The organism is Faecalibacterium prausnitzii, from assembly GCF_049532945.1.
Classification (GTDB): Bacteria; Bacillota; Clostridia; order Oscillospirales; family Ruminococcaceae; genus Faecalibacterium; species Faecalibacterium prausnitzii_N.
Window position 1 is genome coordinate 2742905 of sequence record NZ_CP186691.1, and the last position, 22434, is coordinate 2765338.

At 55.2% G+C, this 22434-nt stretch carries 23 protein-coding genes, 1 pseudogene and 1 other annotated feature; of the genes and pseudogenes, 10 read left to right on the forward strand and 14 right to left on the reverse strand.

Annotated features, from left to right (window positions below; genetic code table 11):
- Positions 1 to 213: 213 nt before the first annotated feature.
- On the reverse strand, positions 214 to 996 hold the full coding sequence (locus ACNQFG_RS13830) for a ZIP family metal transporter (RefSeq protein ID WP_044953416.1): 783 nt from the start codon (positions 994 to 996) through the stop codon (positions 214 to 216).
- Positions 997 to 1286: 290 nt separating this feature from the next.
- Between ACNQFG_RS13830 and ACNQFG_RS13835 the strand changes: the two genes are divergently transcribed.
- From ACNQFG_RS13835 to ACNQFG_RS13850, 4 genes are all read left to right on the forward strand, one after another.
- Complete coding sequence (locus tag ACNQFG_RS13835) at positions 1287 to 2123, forward strand: hypothetical protein (protein ID WP_005939696.1); 837 nt, start codon at positions 1287 to 1289, stop codon at positions 2121 to 2123.
- 100 nt (positions 2124 to 2223) lie between these two features.
- Entirely contained in the window at positions 2224 to 3333 is a 1110-nt protein-coding gene (locus ACNQFG_RS13840; RefSeq protein WP_423405284.1) for an FMN-binding protein, read from the forward strand.
- Positions 3330 to 3497 carry a hypothetical protein gene (locus tag ACNQFG_RS13845; RefSeq protein WP_005939690.1) on the forward strand — a complete coding sequence of 56 codons (168 nt, stop codon included), beginning with the start codon at positions 3330 to 3332 and terminating at the stop codon, positions 3495 to 3497. The genes ACNQFG_RS13840 and ACNQFG_RS13845 overlap by 4 nt, the downstream gene beginning before the upstream one ends.
- On the forward strand, positions 3476 to 4249 hold the full coding sequence (locus tag ACNQFG_RS13850; RefSeq protein WP_423405285.1) for a 4Fe-4S binding protein: 774 nt from the start codon (positions 3476 to 3478) through the stop codon (positions 4247 to 4249). The genes ACNQFG_RS13845 and ACNQFG_RS13850 overlap by 22 nt, the downstream gene beginning before the upstream one ends.
- A gap of 230 nt (positions 4250 to 4479) precedes the next feature.
- Here ACNQFG_RS13850 and ACNQFG_RS13855 read toward each other — a convergent pair whose 3' ends face one another.
- From ACNQFG_RS13855 to ACNQFG_RS13895, 9 genes are all read right to left on the reverse strand, one after another.
- Positions 4480 to 5238: a cyclase family protein gene (locus ACNQFG_RS13855; protein WP_044953415.1), complete on the reverse strand. Its 759-nt coding sequence runs from the start codon at positions 5236 to 5238 to the stop codon at positions 4480 to 4482.
- Positions 5239 to 5621: 383 nt separating this feature from the next.
- Complete coding sequence (locus tag ACNQFG_RS13860) at positions 5622 to 6011, reverse strand: C-GCAxxG-C-C family protein (protein WP_005934047.1); 390 nt, start codon at positions 6009 to 6011, stop codon at positions 5622 to 5624.
- A 32-nt stretch (positions 6012 to 6043) separates the two neighbouring features.
- On the reverse strand, positions 6044 to 6670 hold the full coding sequence (locus ACNQFG_RS13865; RefSeq protein ID WP_154258574.1) for an alpha/beta fold hydrolase: 627 nt from the start codon (positions 6668 to 6670) through the stop codon (positions 6044 to 6046).
- 17 nt (positions 6671 to 6687) lie between these two features.
- Positions 6688 to 7458 carry an EFR1 family ferrodoxin gene (locus ACNQFG_RS13870; protein ID WP_423405286.1) on the reverse strand — a complete coding sequence of 257 codons (771 nt, stop codon included), beginning with the start codon at positions 7456 to 7458 and terminating at the stop codon, positions 6688 to 6690.
- 272 nt (positions 7459 to 7730) lie between these two features.
- Positions 7731 to 8639 carry a radical SAM mobile pair protein B gene (locus ACNQFG_RS13875; RefSeq protein ID WP_423405287.1) on the reverse strand — a complete coding sequence of 303 codons (909 nt, stop codon included), beginning with the start codon at positions 8637 to 8639 and terminating at the stop codon, positions 7731 to 7733.
- Positions 8627 to 9316 carry a radical SAM mobile pair protein A gene (locus ACNQFG_RS13880; RefSeq protein ID WP_423406596.1) on the reverse strand — a complete coding sequence of 230 codons (690 nt, stop codon included), beginning with the start codon at positions 9314 to 9316 and terminating at the stop codon, positions 8627 to 8629. Before ACNQFG_RS13880 ends, ACNQFG_RS13875 begins: the two co-directional genes overlap by 13 nt.
- Entirely contained in the window at positions 9313 to 9750 is a 438-nt protein-coding gene (locus tag ACNQFG_RS13885) for a radical SAM mobile pair system MarR family transcriptional regulator (RefSeq protein ID WP_423405288.1), read from the reverse strand. The genes ACNQFG_RS13880 and ACNQFG_RS13885 overlap by 4 nt, the downstream gene beginning before the upstream one ends.
- Positions 9751 to 9867: 117 nt before the next feature.
- Positions 9868 to 10203 (reverse strand): hypothetical protein, encoded by a 336-nt coding sequence (locus ACNQFG_RS13890; protein ID WP_423405289.1) that lies wholly within the window; start codon positions 10201 to 10203, stop codon positions 9868 to 9870.
- A gap of 91 nt (positions 10204 to 10294) precedes the next feature.
- Positions 10295 to 11278, reverse strand: coding sequence for a Gfo/Idh/MocA family protein (locus tag ACNQFG_RS13895; protein WP_423405290.1), 984 nt, complete (start codon positions 11276 to 11278; stop codon positions 10295 to 10297).
- A gap of 193 nt (positions 11279 to 11471) precedes the next feature.
- On the opposite strand from ACNQFG_RS13895, the gene ACNQFG_RS13900 reads away from it, so the two are divergent.
- The 5 genes and pseudogenes from ACNQFG_RS13900 to ACNQFG_RS13920 all read left to right on the forward strand — a co-directional run.
- Positions 11472 to 12125 carry an NAD(P)H-hydrate epimerase gene (locus ACNQFG_RS13900; RefSeq protein WP_423405291.1) on the forward strand — a complete coding sequence of 218 codons (654 nt, stop codon included), beginning with the start codon at positions 11472 to 11474 and terminating at the stop codon, positions 12123 to 12125.
- Positions 12126 to 12335: 210 nt separating this feature from the next.
- Positions 12336 to 12899: a TetR/AcrR family transcriptional regulator gene (locus ACNQFG_RS13905; RefSeq protein WP_423405292.1), complete on the forward strand. Its 564-nt coding sequence runs from the start codon at positions 12336 to 12338 to the stop codon at positions 12897 to 12899.
- A complete protein-coding gene (locus ACNQFG_RS13910) occupies positions 12896 to 15277 on the forward strand; it encodes a glycoside hydrolase family 2 TIM barrel-domain containing protein (protein ID WP_423405293.1) in 2382 nt (793 codons plus the stop codon). The genes ACNQFG_RS13905 and ACNQFG_RS13910 overlap by 4 nt, the downstream gene beginning before the upstream one ends.
- Complete coding sequence (locus ACNQFG_RS13915) at positions 15268 to 16653, forward strand: glycoside-pentoside-hexuronide (GPH):cation symporter (RefSeq protein ID WP_423405294.1); 1386 nt, start codon at positions 15268 to 15270, stop codon at positions 16651 to 16653. Before ACNQFG_RS13910 ends, ACNQFG_RS13915 begins: the two co-directional genes overlap by 10 nt.
- Before the next feature lie 553 nt (positions 16654 to 17206).
- Positions 17207 to 17674, forward strand: a pseudogene (locus ACNQFG_RS13920) (glycoside hydrolase family 36 protein); the annotation flags it as partial.
- A gap of 400 nt (positions 17675 to 18074) precedes the next feature.
- On the opposite strand, the gene ACNQFG_RS13925 reads toward ACNQFG_RS13920, so the two are convergent.
- The 4 genes from ACNQFG_RS13925 to ACNQFG_RS13940 all read right to left on the reverse strand — a co-directional run bounded on the left by ACNQFG_RS13925 (position 18075) and on the right by ACNQFG_RS13940 (position 20685).
- A complete protein-coding gene (locus ACNQFG_RS13925; RefSeq protein ID WP_423405295.1) occupies positions 18075 to 18965 on the reverse strand; it encodes a macro domain-containing protein in 891 nt (296 codons plus the stop codon).
- Positions 18966 to 19149: 184 nt separating this feature from the next.
- Complete coding sequence (locus ACNQFG_RS13930; RefSeq protein WP_423405296.1) at positions 19150 to 19527, reverse strand: desulfoferrodoxin family protein; 378 nt, start codon at positions 19525 to 19527, stop codon at positions 19150 to 19152.
- A gap of 103 nt (positions 19528 to 19630) precedes the next feature.
- A complete protein-coding gene (locus ACNQFG_RS13935) occupies positions 19631 to 20356 on the reverse strand; it encodes a MerR family transcriptional regulator (RefSeq protein WP_423405297.1) in 726 nt (241 codons plus the stop codon).
- Between the two features lie 116 nt (positions 20357 to 20472).
- Positions 20473 to 20685, reverse strand: coding sequence for an HFLK protein (locus ACNQFG_RS13940; RefSeq protein WP_097782042.1), 213 nt, complete (start codon positions 20683 to 20685; stop codon positions 20473 to 20475).
- Between the two features lie 313 nt (positions 20686 to 20998).
- Positions 20999 to 21255, forward strand: a binding site (T-box leader).
- A 107-nt stretch (positions 21256 to 21362) separates the two neighbouring features.
- Between ACNQFG_RS13940 and ACNQFG_RS13945 the strand changes: the two genes are divergently transcribed.
- Positions 21363 to 22307: a bile acid:sodium symporter family protein gene (locus ACNQFG_RS13945; protein ID WP_097777253.1), complete on the forward strand. Its 945-nt coding sequence runs from the start codon at positions 21363 to 21365 to the stop codon at positions 22305 to 22307.
- The last annotated feature ends 127 nt before the right edge of the window (positions 22308 to 22434 follow it).

Sequence of the window (22434 nt, forward strand, 5' to 3'; positions counted from 1 at the left end):
CCTTCTCTATTTATTTTCCACCTGTAAATAGAAGAGATATATTTCTTCGTATAGGGCAGAGTTACGAGTTAGATAAAGCTAACTTTCAGTCTTATAAAAAGCCGCTTCTCAGCGGTCCTTCTGCCAAAATAATACGCCCTTCCGTCTCCTCTGTCAAGAAATTTAGGAATTTTCGGAGATTTTGAAAGAGATTTCGCTTCCGTCCCCAAACCGTCACCCCAGTGCCACATCCAGCACCATCATCACGCTGAAGCCCACCGCGAAAAACACCGTGCCAACGTTGGAGTGCTGTCCCTGCGACATTTCCGGGATCAGTTCCTCCACCACCACATACAGCATGGCACCGGCTGCAAAGCTGAGCAGATAGGGCAAAGCAGGCACCACGATGCCTGCCGCCAGAATCGTCAACACTGCCCCGATGGGCTCTACGATGCCGGACAGCACGCCGCCCCAGAATGCCCGGCCTTTTTTCATTCCTTCCGCCCGCAGTGGCATGGAGATGATGGCACCTTCCGGGAAGTTCTGAATGGCAATGCCAAGAGAAAGTGCCAGCGCCCCGGCGGCGGTGATCTGAGCAGTTCCGGCAAGGTATCCGGCATAGACTACGCCCACTGCCATACCCTCCGGGATGTTGTGCAGCGTCACCGCCAGAACCATCATGGTGGTGCGCTGGAGCTGGCTTTTTGGCCCTTCGGCCTGCAAACTGTTCTGGTGCAGATGCGGGATGAGATGGTCCAGCAGCAGCAAAAACAGGATGCCCAGCCAAAAGCCCACCGCCGCCGGGAAAAACGCCAGCCTGTCCAGATCTGCGGCCTGCTCCATAGCCGGGATCAGCAAGCTCCATACCGATGCCGCCACCATCACTCCGGCGGCAAAGCCGGTGAGGGCGCGCTGGATGCGGTCACGCAGAGAGTTTTTCAAAAAGAACACACAGCCCGCCCCAAGGCTTGTACCTAGAAATGGAATCAGGATCCCCCAGAACGCGTCTTGCATGATGTAGTACCTCCTTGCAGTTAAATGTAACTAACCGTACAAGCAGTATACTGCGCTCCGGCAAAAAGGTCAAGGGCTTTGCGGTATAGAGGATGCAGATCGTTTCCTGCATCGAAAAATTCACCTCTGCAAACTTTCCGGTTTCTACTTGACAACGCCCGGTGGGAGTGCTATTTTTACTTCGAGAATTTGTTTTGCCTAACCATCTGAGGGGTTTTTCCCCTGCATTTTTTTGCATCATTTGTTAGGTAAAGCTAACTGTTTTTTTAAAACTGAGATAGAGGTGTGTTACCATGAGATTAAAAAAAGTATTTGCAGGTGCACTTGCGGCCGCTATGCTGGTATGCGCTGTGGCAGTCCCGGCCTTCGCTGCGGAAGAGGTGGAACAGGAAAACTGCCTGACCTCCAGCTATGTCCAGATGAACATCCCCTACGCCGACTTCTACAAGGCTGCCGGTGTGGACAACGCATCTGAGATCGACGCTGTGACCAGCGCCACCAGGAACAAGACCCGTGCAGGCAACCTTGCCGCCGGTTCCTACCACGTCAACGCAGATGGCACCGACATCACCGGCGTTTCCTTCCCGGTCAAGGTGCTGACCCCGTGGGCGCTGAAGAATGCAAAGCAGGTCACCGATGCCGACAGCTACGACATTACCGTTACCCTGAAGGGCAAGGAATCCACCACCACCTACACCGGCGCAGATGCCTTGTTTGAGAACGAGAGCTACGCTTACTACAAGCTCAGTGAGACCCCTGCCTACTACATCACCGCATGGTATAACCTGCTGAGCGGCAAGTGGGAGTTTGGCAAGGTCCACGCTACCGAGACCACCGTAGAGGGCACCACTGTAGAGCTGAATACCAACGGTCACCATGCCACCTACGAGATGAAAATCTCCGGTTTTGATCTGGACTACAAGGCCAACAAGGTCTACGGCGTAGTTCTGACCACCGCCGATGGCAGTGAGTACGGCCTGCATCATGTGACCAACATCTGGCATGGTACCAAGCTGGGCTTCAATGCCGATGATCCTTACTTTGCATCCATCATCGGCAAAACGATTACTCAGATCACCTTCTACGCCGCCGACGGCGTGTATGTCCTGCCGGTCAATGTGGCGCTGTGAATACACGGGAAACTGCCTAATTTATTGTAAAATATAACACAAAACGGCAAGGTCGCTTGGCATCAGGCGGCCTTGCTTTTCCGTGTCAGGAGGAGTTGGAATGAACAAAAAACGATGCCATACACTGCTGTCGCTGGTGCAGCTTCTCCCGACGGTGGCGGCAGCGGCAGCTGTACTTTTTGCCCTGCCCCGCACCGTTCCGGTGCTGGCCGCCGTGCCGGAAAAGCTGACAACCGTGGTGGAGCAGCCTGTGGAAGCCGCTTCCTCCGAAGCGGAGGAAGAAACCCTGCCCAAGCTGCCCTATGCCGACGGCGTTTACGTCGGCTCTTCCCGGGGCTACGGCGGTGCCGTCCGAGTACAGGTCACCATGGAAAACGGCAGCATCACGGAGGTGGAGATCTTGGACGCATCCCACGAGACCAAGCAGTTTCTGCGGCGTGCCAAGCGGCTTTTGACCACCGTGGTGGAGACTCAGAGCTGGAAGGTGGATGCCGTTTCCGAGGCCACCTATACCAGCCGGGGCATTCTGGGCGCAGTGCAGAACGCCCTGACCGGCGAGGTGGTCAACAATCCCCTGCCGCCCCAGCCAAAGCCCGCTGCAACGCTTGTGGTGGAGGAATTTACGGCTCCCTCCATCTACTTGGACGGCATCTACACTGCCGAAGCCATGGGCTTTGATGGGCAGATCACAGTGCAGGTCACGGTGGCAGAGGATAAAATTACCGATATCACGATCCTGAGCGCCGAGGACGAGGAGGAATATCTCTCCCGGGCAAAACAGGTCATCCCCGCCATTCTGGAGGGACAAAGCCCCAACGTGGATACTGTTTCCGGCGCCACCTACTCCTCCACCGGAATTCTGAACGCAGTCAAGCTGGCACTGGCAAAGGCCGCTGTTGCCCCGGCAGAGAAAACCGCTCCGGAGCAGACTGCATCGGAAGAGACGGCAGAGGAAACCGCACCGTCTGAAGCAGCAGAGCCCGGGGAAACGCCGGTCACCGCGCCCACCGTGGAGGTGGTGCAGCCGGAGGAAAAGAGCGCCGTTCCCGTGTGGCTCAAGGAAGTATGGCAGCAACTTTTCCCTGCAGATGCACCGGCATCCTCTGAACCGGAACCGGCATCTTCTGAGGAAGTGCTGCCGACATCCGAGCCGGCACTGCCGCCGGAAGAGACCGGGATTGAATCTGAAACGGAAGGAGCAGCAGAATGAAATACAAAAATTTTCTCCTCCGGGCGGTGAACCTGCTGCTCATTTTGGGGGTACTGTGGCAATACCAGCAGGTGGCGCTGATCCGGGCGGCAGCGGTAAGCCAGCGCAAGCAGGAAATTGCCGAAGTTGAAGCCTACAATTCGTGGCCGGGTTTTCCGGGGTAAAACAGATCTTTCTGCACATTGGTGCAGGCGAGGTGCTCTCTGTGGACAGCTTCACACTTTCCCTGCTGGGGCTGTGCGGCTTCACCCTGCTTTTCGACCGTTTTTTCTGTGGGTACGCCTGCGCCTTCGGCAGCTTGGGCGATGCCGTCTGGGCGCTTTCCGGGCTTATTCAAAAAAAGCTGTTCCACCGCAAAAAGCAGCTCCGTCTGCCGGAGCGGGCGGTGCTTTTGGGGCAGAAGGTCAAATATCTGCTGCTGGCATGGCTGGTAGCACTGTATGTGACCCGGCAGGAAAAGATGCTGACCGGCGCAAGCCCGTGGGAGGTGTTTTCCCGCCTGACGGCTCTGCATCTGCCGCCGGAGGGCTTTGGTGTGGGCATCGGGCTGCTTGTGCTCATTTTGCTGGGTATGGCGGTGCAGCCCTGGTTCTTCTGTCAGTTCCTCTGCCCCATGGGAGCGGTGTTTGCCCTGCTGCCGGTGCTGCCATTTGCGCGGCTGCACCGGCAGAGCGACGGCTGCATCCCGGGCTGCAATGCCTGTAAACAGCAGTGCCCGGTGTGCCTGAAGCTGGAGGAAACCAGCCTGCGCAGCGGGGAATGCATCGCCTGTGAAGCCTGCGTTGGCACCTGCCCCAAGCAGAACATCCACCGGTGGGATACCACCTTGTGCAAGCGTCTATGGCTGCCGGTGCTGGGTAAAGTGTTGCTCTTCTTCCTGCTGGGCTGCTGGCTGGGCTTTTGCCGATTCATCTGAACAAAAAGGAGGCTGCTGCGCAGTATTTGTGCAGCAGCCTCCTTTTGGCTGGGAGATCTATCATTTCGATACGCCGGAGCATCTGCGGACGCTCCGGCGTACCATTTTTACAGGGAAGACTTCTGCTCCAACAGGTCTGTCATACTGCGCAGGCTGATGCCAAGGGTGGAAAGGTTATGCAGCATGGCGCTGGTGGCAGGGGGAAAGGACATTTTCCCACTTCTCCGCTCTTATTCGGTAATAGCCCAGACCCGTGCGGGCAGACCAGTTGCACCTTCAATGCGGGGATAAGAAACAATGACCACCGCACCGGCAGGCTGCACTTTATCCAGATTTGCAAGTACCTCCACCTGCAGCTTGTCGTTGTCCAGAACATAGCGCTCGCAGGCAAGGTCACCCTTTTCCTCCGCCACCGCAGAGGAATCGGTATCCAGCGTTTCGTGGCCGTTGGCGGCGGCATTGCGCACCTTGTAGATATACTCCAATGCTTCCAGCGACCAGCCGGGAGCATTTTCTTTGCCCTCTGCGTCGATGCCGGACAGCGCATCCATATCCGGCCACTTCTTGTACCAGTCGCTGCGCAGAGCCACCAACGCACCATCCGGGATAGGACCGTACTTTGCTTCATAGGCCTTGATGTCCTCCACTGTCACAGCGTAGCGAGGGTCTTTCTTGGCCTGCTCAGAAATATCAATGACCACCAGCGGGAAAATCAGGTCGTTCACATCATACTTTTCGGACAGCGCTTTGCCCTTGATGAAGTGACCTGGGAAGTCGATATGGGTACCGAACTGTCCGGGGAATTTGAAGGTCTGGATCAGGCATTCCAGTTCCGGCTTGCCCCAGTCCCACACGGTCTTTGCCAGCTCCACAGAGCCTTCCGGGATGCCGGACCAGTAGGGGCTTTCGTTGTTCAGCGAGTGAGAAAGCTCCACCCAGCGATATTTTTTAGCATTCTTCAGTGCGTTCCACAGTTTATAATCAGCCATTGTCGGTTCTCCTTTTATTGTGACGATGTATGTTCGGGCACTTCTCCCAGACAACGGCATCTTCCTGTTTTTTCTCAGTCTGTCTGCCGGGAATTTGTCTGGGAGCAGCGCATTCGCCCGGGTAGTCTGTGCCGGGCATCTGCTGTATGTTTCATCTGTCTGCGCTCCCTTCCTTGTGTTGGGGATAGTATAAACCCATTTTCGCACCATGTCAATAGGTTTATTCTTTCAAAGACTTCCCGGGCAAACGACAGGTCAGCAAACCGTTCGCCCTTGCAATAACGTTTCGTCATCCCCTTTCCCTTTTATCGCAGCTCTTCCAGCAGGGCGGTGCACCCCTCCAGCACATCCTGCCATGGCAAACAGACAAGATCTTCTTCATCTTACTCTCCCAGCACCTCGCCCAGTGCCAGAACAGCGTTGCGGACGCACTCCGGGCACGGGCACAGCGGTGCGCCGTTCTCTATCCCCTTCAGATCCTTGCAGATGGTAGCACCGCACTTTTCCTGAAAGTTTTGCAGCAGTTCCTTAGAAATGCGGGGTGTGCCCTTGCCGTCGGTGACGATGCCCGCCACCATCACAGCGCCGATCAGTGCGCCGCAGGTGCTCTCCATGCAGCCCATGCCGGCGGCATAGCCTGCGCCCAGCTTCATCAGGGTGTCGGCATCCACCGGCAGCTTGTCCTCAAATGCCTTCAGCACCGCCTGTGCACAGTTGCACTGTCCAGTAGCTTTCCATGCGGCAGCCTGTGCCGCCCGTTCTTCGATGTTCATTTTACAGTCCTCTTTCTTTGATGAATCGTAGTTTATTCGACATTATCATAAAATTCCTGTAACACTGTTGCCAATTCCTCCGGAGATTCTATGTTTGCTTCATGACCTGCTTTCAGAAGTTCATGGAAGTGGGAATCGCTCAAATAACTGGCAAGTTCCTTTGAGGCTTTTTTGTTTGCGTTGTCCTTTTCCCCACAAACGATCAATGCCGGACAGGACACCTTACATAATGAATCCCTGAAATCCAATTCCGTCATCGTACCGCACAAGCTGATCACATCTGCTTTCTTGAATCCAAATTGCTTGAACATTGTATTCGGCATAAAGCGAAACAGCATATTCTGGAACTTCAATAGCTTTTCAGGCATTTTATATTGTGCTGCAATTAGCACCAGTGCCTTTACTTTATTCGGATGGTCTATCGCATAATTAAGTGCCAGAACAGCACCCAAGGAAAGCCCGCACAAGACGATTTCATCATGTTCCTTATCACACTCTCCTGAGAATGCAGCATACAGTTCCCCATAAGTGGCCGCTTTGTCCTCCAGCATCTCTGCCAAACTCAAGCAGACGCTGCTGTCCGAGACCTTCGTTTCTTTTATTACTCTGTCCCAACTGTCTGGTTTTTGTCCCAACCCATGTAAGTACAAAAACTTCATCTAATTTCCGCTCTCCTTCACACGTCCTGCTGCTTCTTTTCCAGTGCTTCAAAGTGATACCGGGGCTTGCCTTTGCTCTTTTTGCCGTACTCGATGGCTTCTTTGGGGCAATAGCAGATGCACGCCATACAGTGGGTGCAGTTTTTGCCCCAGACCGGCTTGCCGTTTTCCAGACGGATGTTGTTCAGAGGGCACAACTCCACGCACTTACCGCAGCCGATGCAGGCATCCGTTACCCGGAAGGCATCCGCTTTTACAAAAAAGCGATAGAACACCGGGTTCACCGGGCCGCTCATAAAGCAGTCGTAGAGGTTCTCTCTCGGCGGAGGAAATTCCTGCCCGGCCTTGAGCTGCGCCAGCACCTTCTGAAGCGCAGGCTCTGCCTGCTCCACGATGCTCCGTGCCTGCTCCTTTTGGGGTGCATTGAACATGGCAATGTAGTTTTCCGGCATGATGATCTGGGCTGTGCCCATATACTGCAGCTGCTTTTGCACTGCAAGCTGCCGGTTATAGCCTGCCGCATTGCCAATTTCGCTGCCGCAATCCATCACAAACCAGATACGCTCTGCCCCGGTCAGCTCGGTCTTGCCCAGCCACTCCGACACCACCCGGGGGATACGCCATGCGTAGGTAGGCGTGACCAGCACCACGTCACGCCCGGTCTGCACCGGGGCGGTATCCTCTGCCTTGATGCAGGCGTTCAGGTCGTAAAGCGGCATCTCCAACCCTTCGGCAATGCGCCGCGCCAGATACCGGCTGTTGCCGGTTCCCGTAAAATAAAGTACCATGGCTGCTCCCTCATTTTGTGTTTTTCAGTTACCTGTCTGCCCAGCAAGCTGGATTTTTTCACTTCTTCGTCTTAGGCGCAATAAGCAACATGACTGTCACAAGAATATATAAACCATACAGTAACCAAGTAATGGTATTGTTCCAAGGAAAACTCATTTCTGGATGGTTCAATGCAAACACTATAAATGCAATAGCTATAATCAGCATTATTAAACCGAGAATCCTTGATATACGCTTTTTCATGCAAAGCACTTCCTTGTCAAACTGGAAGTTAGCGATTTCTTTTCCCGGTATTCTCTGTCCCACGGATTTCCTCATGATAGAAATAATCCACGATTACCGGATGTCCCTGCGGGACTCTTCCATAAGGCATTTCATTATCCACAAAGGGACAATCATACTTCTTAGCCATTTCCGCGGCTTTTACTTCAAGTGCTTCAAAGTAGCTGCGGTTATGCTTGTTATAGATCTCGTCGTAAAGTGGTACAAGATCAGGATGTTTTTCGGCGATATAATCAATAATTGTCTTTTTGAAACCGCCTCGAAGATTGAGATTTTCGAGCCAGAACAGATCGCACTGATCCTTTACCCGCTCAAAGATTGCTTCAAAATCCGTGATACCGGGAAATACCGGGGATACAAAACAGACTGTACGGATACCTGCTTCATATACCTGCTTCATAGCAGCGATACGCCGCTCAATGCTCGAAGCAGAGTCCATATCGTTCTTGAAATTTTCATCCAGTGTGTTGATCGACCATGAAACGGTTACTCGTCCAAGCTTCTTCAGCAGATCAATATCTCGTACCACAAGATCAGACTTTGTGCAGATCAGAACATCTGCGTCACTGCCGATCAGCTGCTCCAGAAGTTTTCTGGTATTCCCAAATTGCTCCTCCTGTGGATTGTAGCCATCCGTCACAGAACCGATGACCACACGCTGTCCGGCATATTTCTTCGGATTTTTAATTTCGGGCCAATGCTTCACATCAAGGAATGTGCCCCATTCTTCCGTGTGCCCGGTAAAGCGCTTCATAAAAGAAGCATAGCAATACTTGCAGGCGTGTGTACAGCCCACATAGGGATTGACCGAGTAACCGCCTACCGGCAGACTAGACTTCGTCATAATGTTCTTTGTTTCCACCTCACGAATGAGGATTCCATTTATTACTTCTTCCATGATTTCTGTACCTCTAACACTTTATTAAATTCTTCCGGCATTTCCTGAATCATATTTTCATCCCCTATGATAGGGACAAGGTCTTCCTTCATAAACACCGGAATGCCGAGCTTATGTGCCTGGTCCGCCAGAGACCATGCCCATTCCGGCTCCGTATGAATCTTCCTGCTCTGAGCTCCGGTCATGGTGCCGACAACGATCCAATTGATTCCGGAAAGGTCAACTGTGCCGGGATCGTCGAATAACGGCTCAAAGGTAACATGGTAATGTTTTGCTCTGACGTTTTTCCGAAGGGCGTCAATACGCCACAGTTCTGCTTTCCTCGTCACCGTAACGCCAAACCATGCGTTTTCCAGATCAGTATCAAAATCCAGCAGATCGGGGCGCTTGGTCAGAAACAGAAACTGATGCTGTGGATTTTCACGGATCTTTGCAAATACCTCGTCTCTCCATTCCGGCTTCCATCCGGAGAGATCGCTCATGCCGGTAAGGAGAAAGTTCTGCGGACGTTTCTTTTCCATCATCTTGAGCTTACCCGGAAAGAATTCAGGGTCAGCGAAGTCATCCATCATATGCCAGCGTTTCACGTTGTTGCGGGCATAGCAATATGTACACCCCACTGTGCAGCCAATGACGATATTCATGTTTTGAATCTGCTCTTTGATACAAATACTCATGATTCCTGCCAACCCTCAAGATTCTTTCTGATACGGTCGAGGTATTCCTCAAACTGGGCAATTTCTTCTTCTGAAAAATCTTTGTAGTAAATACTTCCCATCTCGTCAGATACAGAATCGTACTCGCCCTTTAAGGAATGTGCTTTCTCAGTCAGAAACAAGAGTGTTTTCCTTTTATCCGTTTCAGACGGAACACGGCTTATCAGCCCTTGATTTTCCATTCTTTCCAGCATCGTCGTAAGAGATGTTATCGCTAATCCGCATTTAGTCGAGAGTGACCTGATTGAAATACCATCCTTCTGCCACAGCACATAAAGAATACGCCCTTGGGCTCCATTAAACGCATCAATATTCTTTTCACTGAGAATCTTCTCGAAAATCCGGTCTCCAAGCTGTTTTATTTTGGTGACAAGAAATCCTCCATTCATTTCCATACAAAAGCTCCTATATAGTAGTTTATTAAAAACATACTATATAGGAGTTTTATTGTCAAGAGTTTATATGTCTTAATAGGTAAATTCCGTTTTCTCAATTCTCCAAACTGGAATTTGTTATTCTCCTATGGAGGCACCGCTATCGTCTTTAAGGCCACAAATTGCAATTATACCATTATTTTTATAACTTACAACGAGAGTAGTGTCATTCCCAAGTTTCCAACATGCAGTGCTGTTTTCACTGGTATCAGGCTTCCCCCATACCTCTCTAAGCTGGTCAATATGGTACCCTGGCAAAAGGCTATTAACATCGGCTTCACTCATTTCTGCGATTGCCGTCAGAGTGGGAAGATTGTCGTTGCTTTTGCGATTGTAGTATCCATAAAACCATGCCGATACACATATCGCGAGAACCAAAATGATTACAGCCATAACAGATAGCTTCTTTTTCATACAATCACACTCCTTTGTCAAATTCCGAGTTGCCGCTCTCCGTATGCCATAGTCTCCGCACGCAAAAAGCCCTTTGCGGCAAGGTGTGTGCTTACACCTCACCCGCAAACTTCATGCCCCAGCTCATGCGGGTGTCGTACATCAGGCGGGTCAAGGCAAGGCTATCCTGCGGGGTGTAGCGGTCGCTGCCGGTACGTCCCAGCTTGACGCAGCGGCTTGCTTCCCGGATCTCATACTCAAAGCCGTTGATGTCCACCGGGCAGCGGATGACCTCCGGCTCTTTGCCCTCCACTTCCAGCGTCATGGTCTCGGCGTGCTGGAAATCCGGCAGAAAGATTCTGCCCTTGGTGCCAACGATGCGGGCGTTGCGCTCCAACTCCTGCCCGATGGTCTGGACAGACTCTGCCATGCAGCCGCCGGGGTAGGTCAGCGCAAGGCGGCTGTAATCGTCGGTGCCGTACTCGTTGATGTGGACCTCTTTGGTTTCCACCTTCTCCGGGTCCTGTCCGGTGAGGATGCGCAGAAAGCCCAGATTATAGATGCCGATATCCAGCAGCGCACCGCCGCCCAGACCGGAATCAAACTTGCGGTCCTTCCGGGCACCGGAGGCAACAAAGCCGTACTGACAGGTGATCTGCTTCAGCTCCCCGATGGTGCCAGTCGCAAGAATCTCGCGCAGGCGGTCGTACAGCGGCAGCAGCCAGATCCAGAATGCCTCCATGAGAAAGAGGTGCTTTTCCTCTGCCAGACGGTACAACTGTTGAGCCTGCTCCGGGCTGATGGTAAAGGGCTTTTCGCACAAAACATGCTTGCCCTGCTCCAAGCAGAGCTTGCAGTTTTCGTAGTGCAGGGTGTTGGGGGTGGCGATATAGATGGCCTCCACCTCCGGGTCGGCGGCAAGGGCTTCGTAGGAGTCATAGCAGCAGGGAATGCCGTACTGCTGCGCAAACGCCTGTGCGCTTTCCATGTGCCGTGACCCCACGGCAACAAGCTGCTCCCTCTCTGCGCCCATCTGTTCCACCGTAGACGCAAACTTTTTGGCAATGGTGCCGGTCGCTAAAATTCCCCACTTCATAACGGTACCTCCCATTTTATGGCTTTGGGTCCAGTATACCATGATTTTCCCTTGTGGAAAAGCTTCCGAAAAACAAAAATGTCCCCGGAGGGCTTGTTCCAACTCTCCGGGGACAGATTCTATGCACCGGTATCTTTCATCTTGTTCCAAACATTCTCATCCATTATAATAAAGACAGAAAGAAGGTGCCAACATGAAACATCGCATTGTGACGGCTGCGCAGATGAAGGAAATTGAACGAGCCGGGGATGCCCACGGTCTGCCCTATCTGCAAATGATGGAAAACGCCGGGCTGACGGCTTACGCTGAACTGCAAAAGCAGTTCCCACATCCCGGCAGGCTGCTGGTGGTCTGCGGAAAGGGCAACAACGGCGGCGATGGGTTCGTGATTGCCCGCGCCGCCGCAAAAGATGGCTGGAATGTGACCGTTCTTCTGGCCGAGGGCGAGCCAAAAACCGCTGACGCCATCCGCAACTTTGAGCGTCTGCACTCCCTGCCAGTGCACATCTGCGCCGACGGTTCCGTACTGGAAACCCAGCGCTTTGATGCTGCTGTGGATGCCCTCTACGGCACCGGGTTCCATGGTGAGCTGCGGCCTTCCGGCCTTGCTGCCTGCGGGCTGATGCGCCGTCTGCACAAGAGCGGTGCCTTTGTGCTGGCCGTAGACCTGCCCAGCGGCATCCATACGGACACCGGCGAGGTTGCCGAGGGCGCTGCCCATGCAGATCTGACCGTAACCTTCGACAGCTATAAGCCTTTGCATATCGCAGAAACTTCTGCGCCGCTGTGCGGAAAGATCGTCTGTGCCGACATTGGCATCCGGGATGAATGGCACCCGGAGTTTTGACGAGGGCTTGCCGCTGCGGAAAAGCACCTGCACGCAAAAGCCCCCGGCAGCTTTCAAGGCACGCCGGGGTTCGTTTTTGTCATTCTGCTGCAAAATGTCTGCACTTTCTTGGCAGAACGCAGAAAATGCGGAAACCGCTTGATTTAGCTCGGTTTCCGCACTAGAATGGAAACCAGAAAAGCAAGCACAGTTTCCACAAGGAGGACGCTCATGCAGGAAAAGCTCGATGCGCTGGTGCGCACACAGGCGATGCAGTTATTCCGTCAACAGGGGCTGCATTTCACCATGCAGCAGGTAGCAGAGCCGCTGCACATCAGCAAAAAAACCATCTACACCGTTTACCCCTCCAAGGAGGCCCTTCTGCTGGACATGGTAGACCACGCCTTTGCGGACATCCACCGCTGCAAGCAGGAAATTCTGGCAGGCAGCGGTACTTTGCAGGAAAAGCTGCGGGCAGTCATCATTGCCATGCCGACGGAATACGCCGCGCTGGACCTGCGGCAGATGAAGGAGCTGGACGAGAAATACCCGGTGGTGGCGGCGCGGGTGCGCAGTCAGTTGGAAAACGGGTGGGAGCCCACCATGGCGCTGCTGGAACAGGCTGTGGCAGAGGGAGTCATGCGTCCGGTGTCCCTGCCGGTGCTGCGGCAGATGATCACCGCATCCATCGAGAGCTTTCTGGCAGACCGCAGTCTGGCAGAAAGCGGGGTGCAGTATGTGGCTGTGCTGGAAGAAATGATCTCGATTTTACTGGAAGGAGTGCTGCTGCGATGAAACACAGCTTTTGCGAGGACTGGGAGTTTACACGACACTGGACGGAAGCCTTTGGCAAGGGGCTGCCTGTACCAAAACAACAAGCCGTTCGCTTGCCCCATACCTGCCGGGAGGTGCCGCTGCACTATGCCTCTCCGGCCGATTACGAGATGGTCTGCGGCTACCGCAAGCGGTTCCGGGTGCCGCCGGTACAGGCTGCGCCCCGGCTGTTTGTCCGCTTTGACGGAGCTGCTCATCAGGCGGTGGTGCGGGTCAACGGCAGGGTTGCCGGGCAGCATCGGGGCGGCTATACCGGCTTTACGGTGGAGATCACCGACCTTGTAGATCGGGAGGGTGAAAATCTGTTGACCGTGCAGCTGGACACCAGAGAAGACCCGGCTATCCCGCCCTTTGGCTTTGTCATCGACTACCTGACCTACGGCGGGCTGTACCGGGAGGTCTGGCTGGAGGCCACGGCAGAAAGCCGCCTGACCGACCTGTTCATCTACACCCCCACCCTGCAAGAGGCTGTGGTGCAGTGGACGGCAGAGCTTACACCCGCAGCCGTGGCGGTCCGCATCCGGCTGGAGACCGCAGACGGCACCCTGCTGGCAGAGCAGACCGCACAGGCGGCAGAAACCGGGAAGATGCAGTTTTCCGTCCCGGACGCACAGCCGTGGGATACCGAGCACCCGGTTTTGCATCATGCCACGGCAGAGCTTTTGAACGCAGCCGGACAGCCCATCGACCGCAAACAGGTGACGTTTGGCTTCCGCACCGCAGAGTTCCGGGCGGATGGCTTCTACCTCAACGGCAAAAAGACCTTTCTGCGGGGTCTGAACCGACACCAGAGCTACCCTTACATCGGCTACGCCGCACCGGAAAGCCTGCAGCGGGAGGATGCCCGCATTTTGCGGGAGGAACTGCACTGCACCGCCGTGCGCACCAGCCACTACCCTCAAAGTCCGTATTTTCTGGATGAGTGCGACCGCCGGGGTCTGCTGGTATTCACCGAGCTGCCGGGCTGGCAGCACATCGGGGATGACAACTGGAAGGACGCCGCCTGCGAGATGCTGCGGGAGATGCTCCTGCAAAACCGCAGCCACCCCAGCATTATCCTGTGGGGCGTGCGCATCAACGAGAGCGTGGACGACGATGCCTTTTACACCCGCACCAACGAGATTGCCCATCAGCTGGACCCAAGCCGTGCCACTTCCGGCGTGCGGTATCTGGAAAAGAGCCATCTGCTGGAGGATGTCTATGCCTACAACGATTTTTCCCACAACGGCGTAACGCCCGGTGCAAAGCCCAAAAAGGACGTGACCCCGGATATGGGCAAGGCGCTGCTCATCTCGGAGTGCAACGGTCACATGTACCCCACAAAAGCCTTTGACGATGGTCCCCATCGACAGGAACACGCCCTGCGGCATGTCCGGGTTCAGAATGCCGCTTACGGCAGCGGGGAACACGCCGGGTGCTTTGGCTGGTGTATGTTCGACTACCAGACCCATAAAGATTTCGGCTCCGGAGACCGAATCTGCTACCACGGTGTGCTGGACAGCTTCCGCAACCCCAAATTGGCGGCAGCAGTCTATGCCAGTCAGGGTGACGCTGACCCGGTGCTGGCGGTCAGCTCCTCCATGGACATCGGCGATAACCCCGCCGGGCAGCTGGGCACAGCCTATGTTTTCAGCAATGCCCAGCAGGTAAAGCTGTACAAAAACGATGTGTTTGTCACCGCACTGCGCCAAAGCGAGTGGACGGCCCTACCGCATCCGCCCTTTGTGATGGACGATCCCATTGGCGAGCTGCTGGAAACGCAGGAGCACTTTTCTTCCTCCAAGGCAGCCGCTGTGCGGGACTGCCTGCTGGCTGCCGGGAAATATGGCTTGGCGGGACTGCCGCTTGCCTACAAGGTCAAATTCGGCTGGTGTATGCTACACTACAAAATGAGCTTTGAAGATGGCGTGGCGCTTTACGGCAAATATGTGGGCAACTGGGGCGGCGAAGCTACCCGCTGGCGGTTCGATGCCGTGCAGGACGGCAACGTGGTGCGCAGCGTGACCCTTTGCCCCAGTGCAAAGCTGCACTTGGAAGTCAAGGTCAGCCGGACGGCGCTTCGGGAAAAAGATACTTACGATATGGCGGCTGTCCGGGTGCGCATTCTGGACGAGAATGGCACCCCTGCCCCCTACGCACAGTTCCCGGTGCAGTTTGCGGTGGAGGGCAGCGCCGCCCTTGTGGGCCCGCAGACCACCGTGGCAGAAGGCGGCATGACCGGTACTTATCTGCGCACCGTGGGTATGGCCGGAGAAGCCCTGCTGACCGTTTCTGCCCCGCAGACCCAGCCCGTTGCGGTGCGGTTCACCATTGAAAAGGAGGACGCTGTATGGAACTGACCCTGAAACAGAAAACCGCATTTGGTATTGGTGCCGTGGGCAAGGATATGGTATATGCCCTGTCGGCTTCTTACGTCATGTATTATTATCAGGATGTGCTGGGGCTTTCGGCCAGCTTTGTGGGCGTCGTGCTCATGGCGGCCCGGTTCTTTGATGCCTTCAACGACCCCTTTATGGGGGTTCTGGTGGCAAAGACCCGCACCCGCTGGGGACGTTTCCGTCCGTGGATCTTTTCCGGCACGCTGCTCAATGCACTGGTACTCTATGCCCTGTTTGCTGCCCCGGTGCTGGACGAAGCGGTGCTGATGGTCTACTTCAGCGTGGTGTACATCCTGTGGGGCGTCACCTATACCATGATGGATATTCCGTACTGGTCCATGATCCCGGCCGTGACCCGCACCCCAAAAGACCGGGAGAACCTCTCCATGGTGGGGCGTACCTGTGCAGGCGTTGGTTCGGCTCTTATCGCCATGTTCACCATGCTGCTGGTGGGAGCCCTTGGCGGCGACAGCGAGCGCGCTGGCTTCCGCTGGGTAGCATTGATCGTAGCGGTAATTTTTGCAGTGACAGAGCTGGTGTGCTGCATTTCCATGAAAGAAACCACCCCCAGTGAGATGAAGACCGCCACCGTAAAGGAGATGTTCTCCGCCCTGTTCCGCAACGATCAGGCTATGGTAGTGGTGGGCAGCATCGTGCTGATCAACTCGGCACTGTACCTTACCTCCAACTTCATCATCTATTTCTTCAAGTACGACCTTGGCGGTGCAGGCTGGAAAGCCACCTACACCCTGTTTTCCACCGTGGGCGGTGCGGCTCAAATTCTGGGCATGATGGTGCTTTACCCGCTGCTGCGCAAAAAACTCAGCAGCACGCAGGTATTTCAGCTCAGCCTTGTGCTGGCGCTGTGCGGCTACGGCACGCTGCTGGTGTTCTGCCTGACCGGCCTGTCCCACGGCCTTGCCCTGCTGTGCATTCCGGGCGTGGTGGTGTTCGCCTGCAACGGAATGCTGACCGTGCTGACCACCCTGTTCCTTTCCAACAGCGTGGATTACGGTCAGCTCAAGACCGGACGCCGGGAGGAGAGCGTTATCTTTTCCATGCAGACCTTTGTGGTCAAGGCTGCCTCCGGCGTGGCGGTATTCCTGACCGGCATCGGGCTGGACCTCATCGGTCTTGTGGGCAACACGGAGGAGACCGGCCCGGTGGCAGTACAAAGCGCCGGAACCCTGCTGGGTCTGCGCCTGATGATGACCGTTCTGCCCATGCTGGTGCTGGCAGGTGCGCTGGTGCTGTTCCGCCGCAAGTTCGTTCTGACCGATGCCCGCGCTGCCGAGATCAGCGCACAGCTCCACGGGGAGGAAACGCACCATGACTGAAACGCTGCACTGGTACGCGGAAACTTCCGGCGGCGTACAGACAGGCAACTGCACGGTCACGGAGAATGGCGGTGCGCTGCATCTGACGGCAGACCTGCCCGCCGGGACGCTGAAGGCGGTGCGTGCCGAGATGCCGTGGACGATGGAAGCAAACGAGCGTCTGTTCATGAACGGCTACCAGACATGGACCTACAGCCCGGAGCTGGACCGGAACGGCAAGCTGCGTGGCACCGACCACATCCCCGGCTTTCTGCGCAAAAAATACGCCTTTGACCGCTACGGCGATTATCATTTTGCGCCTTATGGGCATCAAAAGGGGCAAAGCCACGGCTTTTCCTACTGCTATTTCCGCAAGGGCAAGCAGTTCCGGCTGGTGGCATCGCTGGACGAGAAGCCGGGCTACACCATCCTCCGCTACGACAGCGGCAAAGCCCTGCTGACGCTGGAACGGGACTGCGCCGGGGTGGAGCATCCCGGCGGCAGTTTTCCACTCCTTGACCTGTTTTTTGCCGAGGGCGGCGAGACTGAGGTGTTTGACGGCTGGTTTCAGGCTATGGGCATCAAGCCCCGGACTGAAAAGAAGCTGGCAGGCTATTCCAGTTGGTACAACCGCTATCAGGACATCACCGAGGACACCATCCGGGAGGACCTGACCGGCTGCCGCAGCCTGCTTTGCCCGGAAGACCTGTTCCAGATCGACGATGGCTGGGAGCCGAAGGTGGGCGACTGGCTGGAAACGGATGCGCAGAAATTCCCCCACGGGCTGAAAGGCATGGTGGAGGAAATTCACGCCGCCGGATTTCAGGCTGGGCTATGGCTTGCACCCTTTGTGTGCGAAAAGGACTCTGCCCTTTTCCGACAGCACCCGGACTGGCTGCTGAAGGTGAACGGTGCACCGTGGTGCTGCGGCAGCAACTGGAGCAGTTTCTATGCGCTGGATATCGACAACCCGGCGGTGCTGGACTATCTGCGCCGGGTGTTTGACCGGGTGCTGAACGACTGGGGCTTCGACCTTGTCAAGCTGGATTTTCTGTACGGTGCTGCCCCCTTTGGCAACGCCCGCGAGAGCCGGGCAGCCCGGATGTACCGTGCTATGGAGCTTTTGCGCACATGGTGCGGGCAAAAGCAGATTCTCGGCTGCGGCGTACCGGTGATGCCGGCTTTCGGGCTGGTGGATTACTGCCGTGTCAGCTGTGACGTAGGGCTGGACTGGGACGATGTGTGGTATATGCGCCTGTTCCACCGGGAGCGGGTGTCCACAAAGCAGGCCATCAACAACACGGTGTTCCGGCGTCAGCTCAATGGCCGTGCCTATGGCAGCAACCCGGATGTGTTCTTCCTCCGGGAGGAAAACTGCAAGTTGACGGCAGAGCAAAAACGCACCCTTGCCACGGTCAATGCCCTGCTGGGCAATGTGTTCCTTACCTCGGATATGCCGTCCCGCTACACAGAGGCGCAGCGGGCAGAGTACCGCCGTCTGCGCACCCTCTTTGAGCACGCCACGCAGGTGCAGGCAGAAGCGGAAAACGACCGTCTCTATATCCGGTATCTGCTGGACGGAACTCCACAAAAATTATGTTTCGACCTGTTCTGACAGTGCGAACAAACCACAACAAAACCACACCCGCCCGTGTACTGTACTTTGCACACAATACGCAGGCGGGTGTTTTGCTGTTCTTCCGGTACTCTCTGTCGGCAAGCGCAGTATCTTCCTCCAACCTGCGCCGACGCTCTGCCAATTCTCTGTGCCAACGGTCAAACTGGTAGCTTTCATCGTTCTGTGCTACATAGTGGTCGTCAATGTACTCCTCCACCGAGGCGAACAGCTTCCGGCTCACGGCCAGCGAGTCCCGGTCGTAAAGCACCAAATACACGGTCAGGTCGTGCTCCATGACGTACTGTGTGATGGTGTCCACCGCAATGCGGAGGGCCTGTTCTTTGGGGTAGCCATAGTTCCCGCTGGACAGCAGCGGGAAAGCCACGCTTTCGCAGTGGTACTTTGCGGCTAATTTCAGTGCAGAGTGGTAGGCACTGGCTAATTGTTCTGCTTCGCCGAACCTGCCGCCGTGCCACGCTGGGCAGACTGCATGGAAAACATATTTTGCGGGCAGACCGAACGCCGGGGTACACACGGCCCTGCCCAAATCGCAGCGGCCGATGGCTTCACAGGAAGCGGTCAGCTCCTGCTCCCCTGCCGCCTGATAGATGGCGCGGCTGGTGCCGCTGCCCTGCAAAAGGTTCCGGTTGGCCGGGTTGACAATGGCATCCGCCGCCACTTTGGCGATGTCGTTGCGGATCATCAGAAACGGCATGGTAGTTCCTCCACAAAGCGTAGTTGCATAAAATACACTCGTAAGTTGGTTTCTTGCGAGTATCATACTTCATCCTCTGCACAAGGTCAAGCAGAACATTTTCAACACTGCATCGATCCTCTGGTTGCACGCAAAAAACAGGCTCCTGCAAGCGTTTAACCACTGGCAGGAGCCTGTTTATTTCTTAAAGTTTCGTCATCCACAGACCATGCAGGTTGCAGTAGGCGTAGACCGCCACCGGCTTTTCGCTGCCCAGCTCAAACACCGCCTTGGGTGCCTGCCCGGGGGTAAGATAGCGGAGCTGTCCGCCGTTTTCGGTCTCCACAAAGATCCACTGGATGTGGTGCACATCCACCATGGGGTGCTCCACCGCGCCCACCGTGACCGTGAGGGTACTGCCGGAAAGCTCTGCCACCGGCAGATGCTTTTCGCCGCTGGCTTCCACCGTGTTGGGGAGCAGCTCCTTCATTTTTTCGCCGCAGCAGACCAGCGGAACGCCTGCGTTGTGGATGGTGGTGACCAGGTTGCCACAGTGCTCACAGATATAAAACTTTGCCTTCATATTCAAATCCTCCATCGGAATGTTGTTGGTGTTTCCTGTGGCTATATGATAACATTTCCTAGTTATATTTTCTGTGACTGGATCACGTAAGACAGCTTCTCACTTATCGGCAATAAATCTCAATGGCTTTCTGCGCAAATTCTGCCGTACCCTCTCCCCCGGCAGCGTTGATGTTCTCCGTAAACTCGCCGCCGGCACCATACATCTGTCCAAGTTGATGCAGAATGGGCTTCGTGCAGGTATAGTAATTCTCGGTGATAAACTCCTGCAGCTTCTTCACCTGTGCCTGTACTGTGGGGTCTGCCGGTTCTCTGGTTTGCAGCGTTCCGAATGCCGCTACAAGCCTCATCAACTGCTCGTTGATGCTGCCGGATTCCTTCTGCGTCCGCCGGGCGTTTTTTGCCTCAAATTCCTGATACTCTGTGGTTTTGCCCCACTCTTTCTTTGCACGTTCTGCGTATTCCCTGATCTTCTGTGTGTCAAATGCGTTGAAATCCATAACATTTCCTCCTGTTGTCCGAATCTTCTCCGCAAGAGCGATCAACTTTTCCAGATGCTGCTTTTTCAATGTCAGAAGTGTGATCTGCTGTTCCAGTGCTTTTTCCCGGTCAAACTCCGGGTTTTTCAGAATTTTTCGGATATCCTCCAGTGAAAATTCCAGTTCCCGGAACAATAAGATCTGCTGCAAACGTTCCAGTGCAGTATCATCATACAGGCGATATCCCGCCTGCGTTCGATGCGCCGGATGCAGCAGACCGATTTTATCGTAATATTGCAGGGTCCGGATGCTCACTCCGGTCCGCTTGCTCACTTCGTTCACTGTCATCATCTTGCTATCCTCCCTTGCGACAGCCACAGTATACGCTATGACGCTGCGTCAGGGTCAAGTGCTTTTTAGTTTTTTCCGCCGTTTACCACAAGCAGCTCTGCACCGTGGGGCTGCCCTCAGCTTCCCATGCCGAGGAGCACCAGCACGACCACCACCGCAATGGCGATGAGGCAGCCGCAGCCGCTGCCGTCTCCGCCACTGCCACCGCCATTGTTGTGGCCGCCGCCACCGCCGCCGGACGAGCCGCCGAAGTTGCGGTTGAAGGCCGTCATGTACTGGGCATAGCCCGTGTCACCTTTGCCAAAATAGCCGTAATCATCGTTTGCCATTGTATTTTCCTCCATCCGAAGTGTGTTTTGCTTCTCTTTCTGAGCCTATTCTATCAGGAGCGTTGTCCCATAAAAATCCCTTTCAGAAAATTAGTCCATCTCTTTCCAGCGCCTTTACCAGTAATACTCTGCGGCATGAGCAACGAAAAATGTCTCCGTGTCACCGGCACAGTAAGGGCGAATACCCGCAGGGAACGACAAAGCAGCCATTGCATGAATCAGCTTCACTTTTGGCGTGAGCCGGATGAAAAACCAGAAGGGTCGTTTTTCTTGACTTCGATCCGGCAGAAGAGTATACTCCGTGGCAGTGAAATATTCGGCTATGACGAGAAAAAGTACCCGGAAGGAATGCTGCAGAGAGCTGCCGGTTGGTGCAAGGCAGTGCAGGGCATCCGTGGGAAGATCCTCTCCGAGCTTTCCGGCTGAATGGACGGTGTGCGCCCCAGTAAGCAGGAACGGCAGGCCCCCGTTATCACGGGCCGCGCGTTGTTGGACGTGCACTGAGTGGTCAGCGTTGTGCTGGCAATAAGAGTGGTACCGCAGAGGATATTACACGCCTTTGTCTCTTACAGACCGTAGGGGACAAGGGCGTTTTTGTTTGCGGGAAAGCCATTTTCCGGATGTTTCATTGCCTTTGCATCCGCAAAAATAAGTGTTTTGAAAAAGGAGATTTCATCATGAAAACACTGGAAAAAGTAAGCGACTTTGTGGGCAAGTACATGGCCGCCATCGTTATTGTGGTGGCCGCGGGTGCCCTGTTCTTCCCCGGCCCGTTCAGCGTGGTAAAGACGGCGTGGGTCAATAACCTGCTGGGCATCGTGATGTTCGGCATGGGCCTTACCCTGAAGCCGGAGGACTTCAAGGTGGTGTTCAGCCGTCCGAAGGATGTGATCGTGGGCTGCGTTGCACAGTTTACCCTCATGCCGTTTCTGGCATGGGCGCTCACGCAGGTGTTCCACCTGCCCACCGAGCTGGCCATTGGCGTGATCCTGGTTGGCACCTGCCCCGGCGGAACCTCTTCCAACGTGATGACCTACCTTTCCAAGGGCGACGTTGCACTGTCCGTTGGCATGACCGCTGTTTCCACCGTGCTGGCTCCGCTCCTCACCCCGCTGCTCACCCTGCTGTACGCTGGCCAGCGTGTTGACGTGAACCCCATGAGCATGTTCATGTCCATCGTCAAGGTGGTGCTGGTGCCCATCGCACTGGGCTTTGTGGTCAATCACTTCTTCCATAAATTCACCGAGGAAGCCGTCCGCGTGCTGCCTTTGGTCTCAACTACCGCCATCGTGCTGATCATCTGCGCCGTGGTCTCCGCCAACAGCGCCAAGATCATGACCAGCGGTCTGCTGATCCTTGTGGTGGTCATCCTGCACAACGTGCTGGGCTACCTCACCGGCTTTGGCGTGGGCAAGCTGCTCAAGCTGGACTCCACCAAGTGCCGCGCGATCTCCATCGAGGTGGGTATGCAGAACTCCGGCCTTGCAACCAGTCTGGCCGCCGCACACTTTGCACAGTATCCGCTGGCTACCATCCCCGGCGCTGTGTTCTCCGTGTGGCATAACATTTCCGGTGCGATCCTCGCCAACTTCTTTGCCCGCACAGCAGAGAAGAAGGACTGAGTTACTACATACCATAAGGGGCTGCTGCACAAGGTCTGTTCCCTGTGCAGCAGCCCTTTTTTCAGTACAAAATTCTGGAGACGTGATGTTCCTGCTTGCCCAGATAGCCGTCACCGTCCGGGCGAGG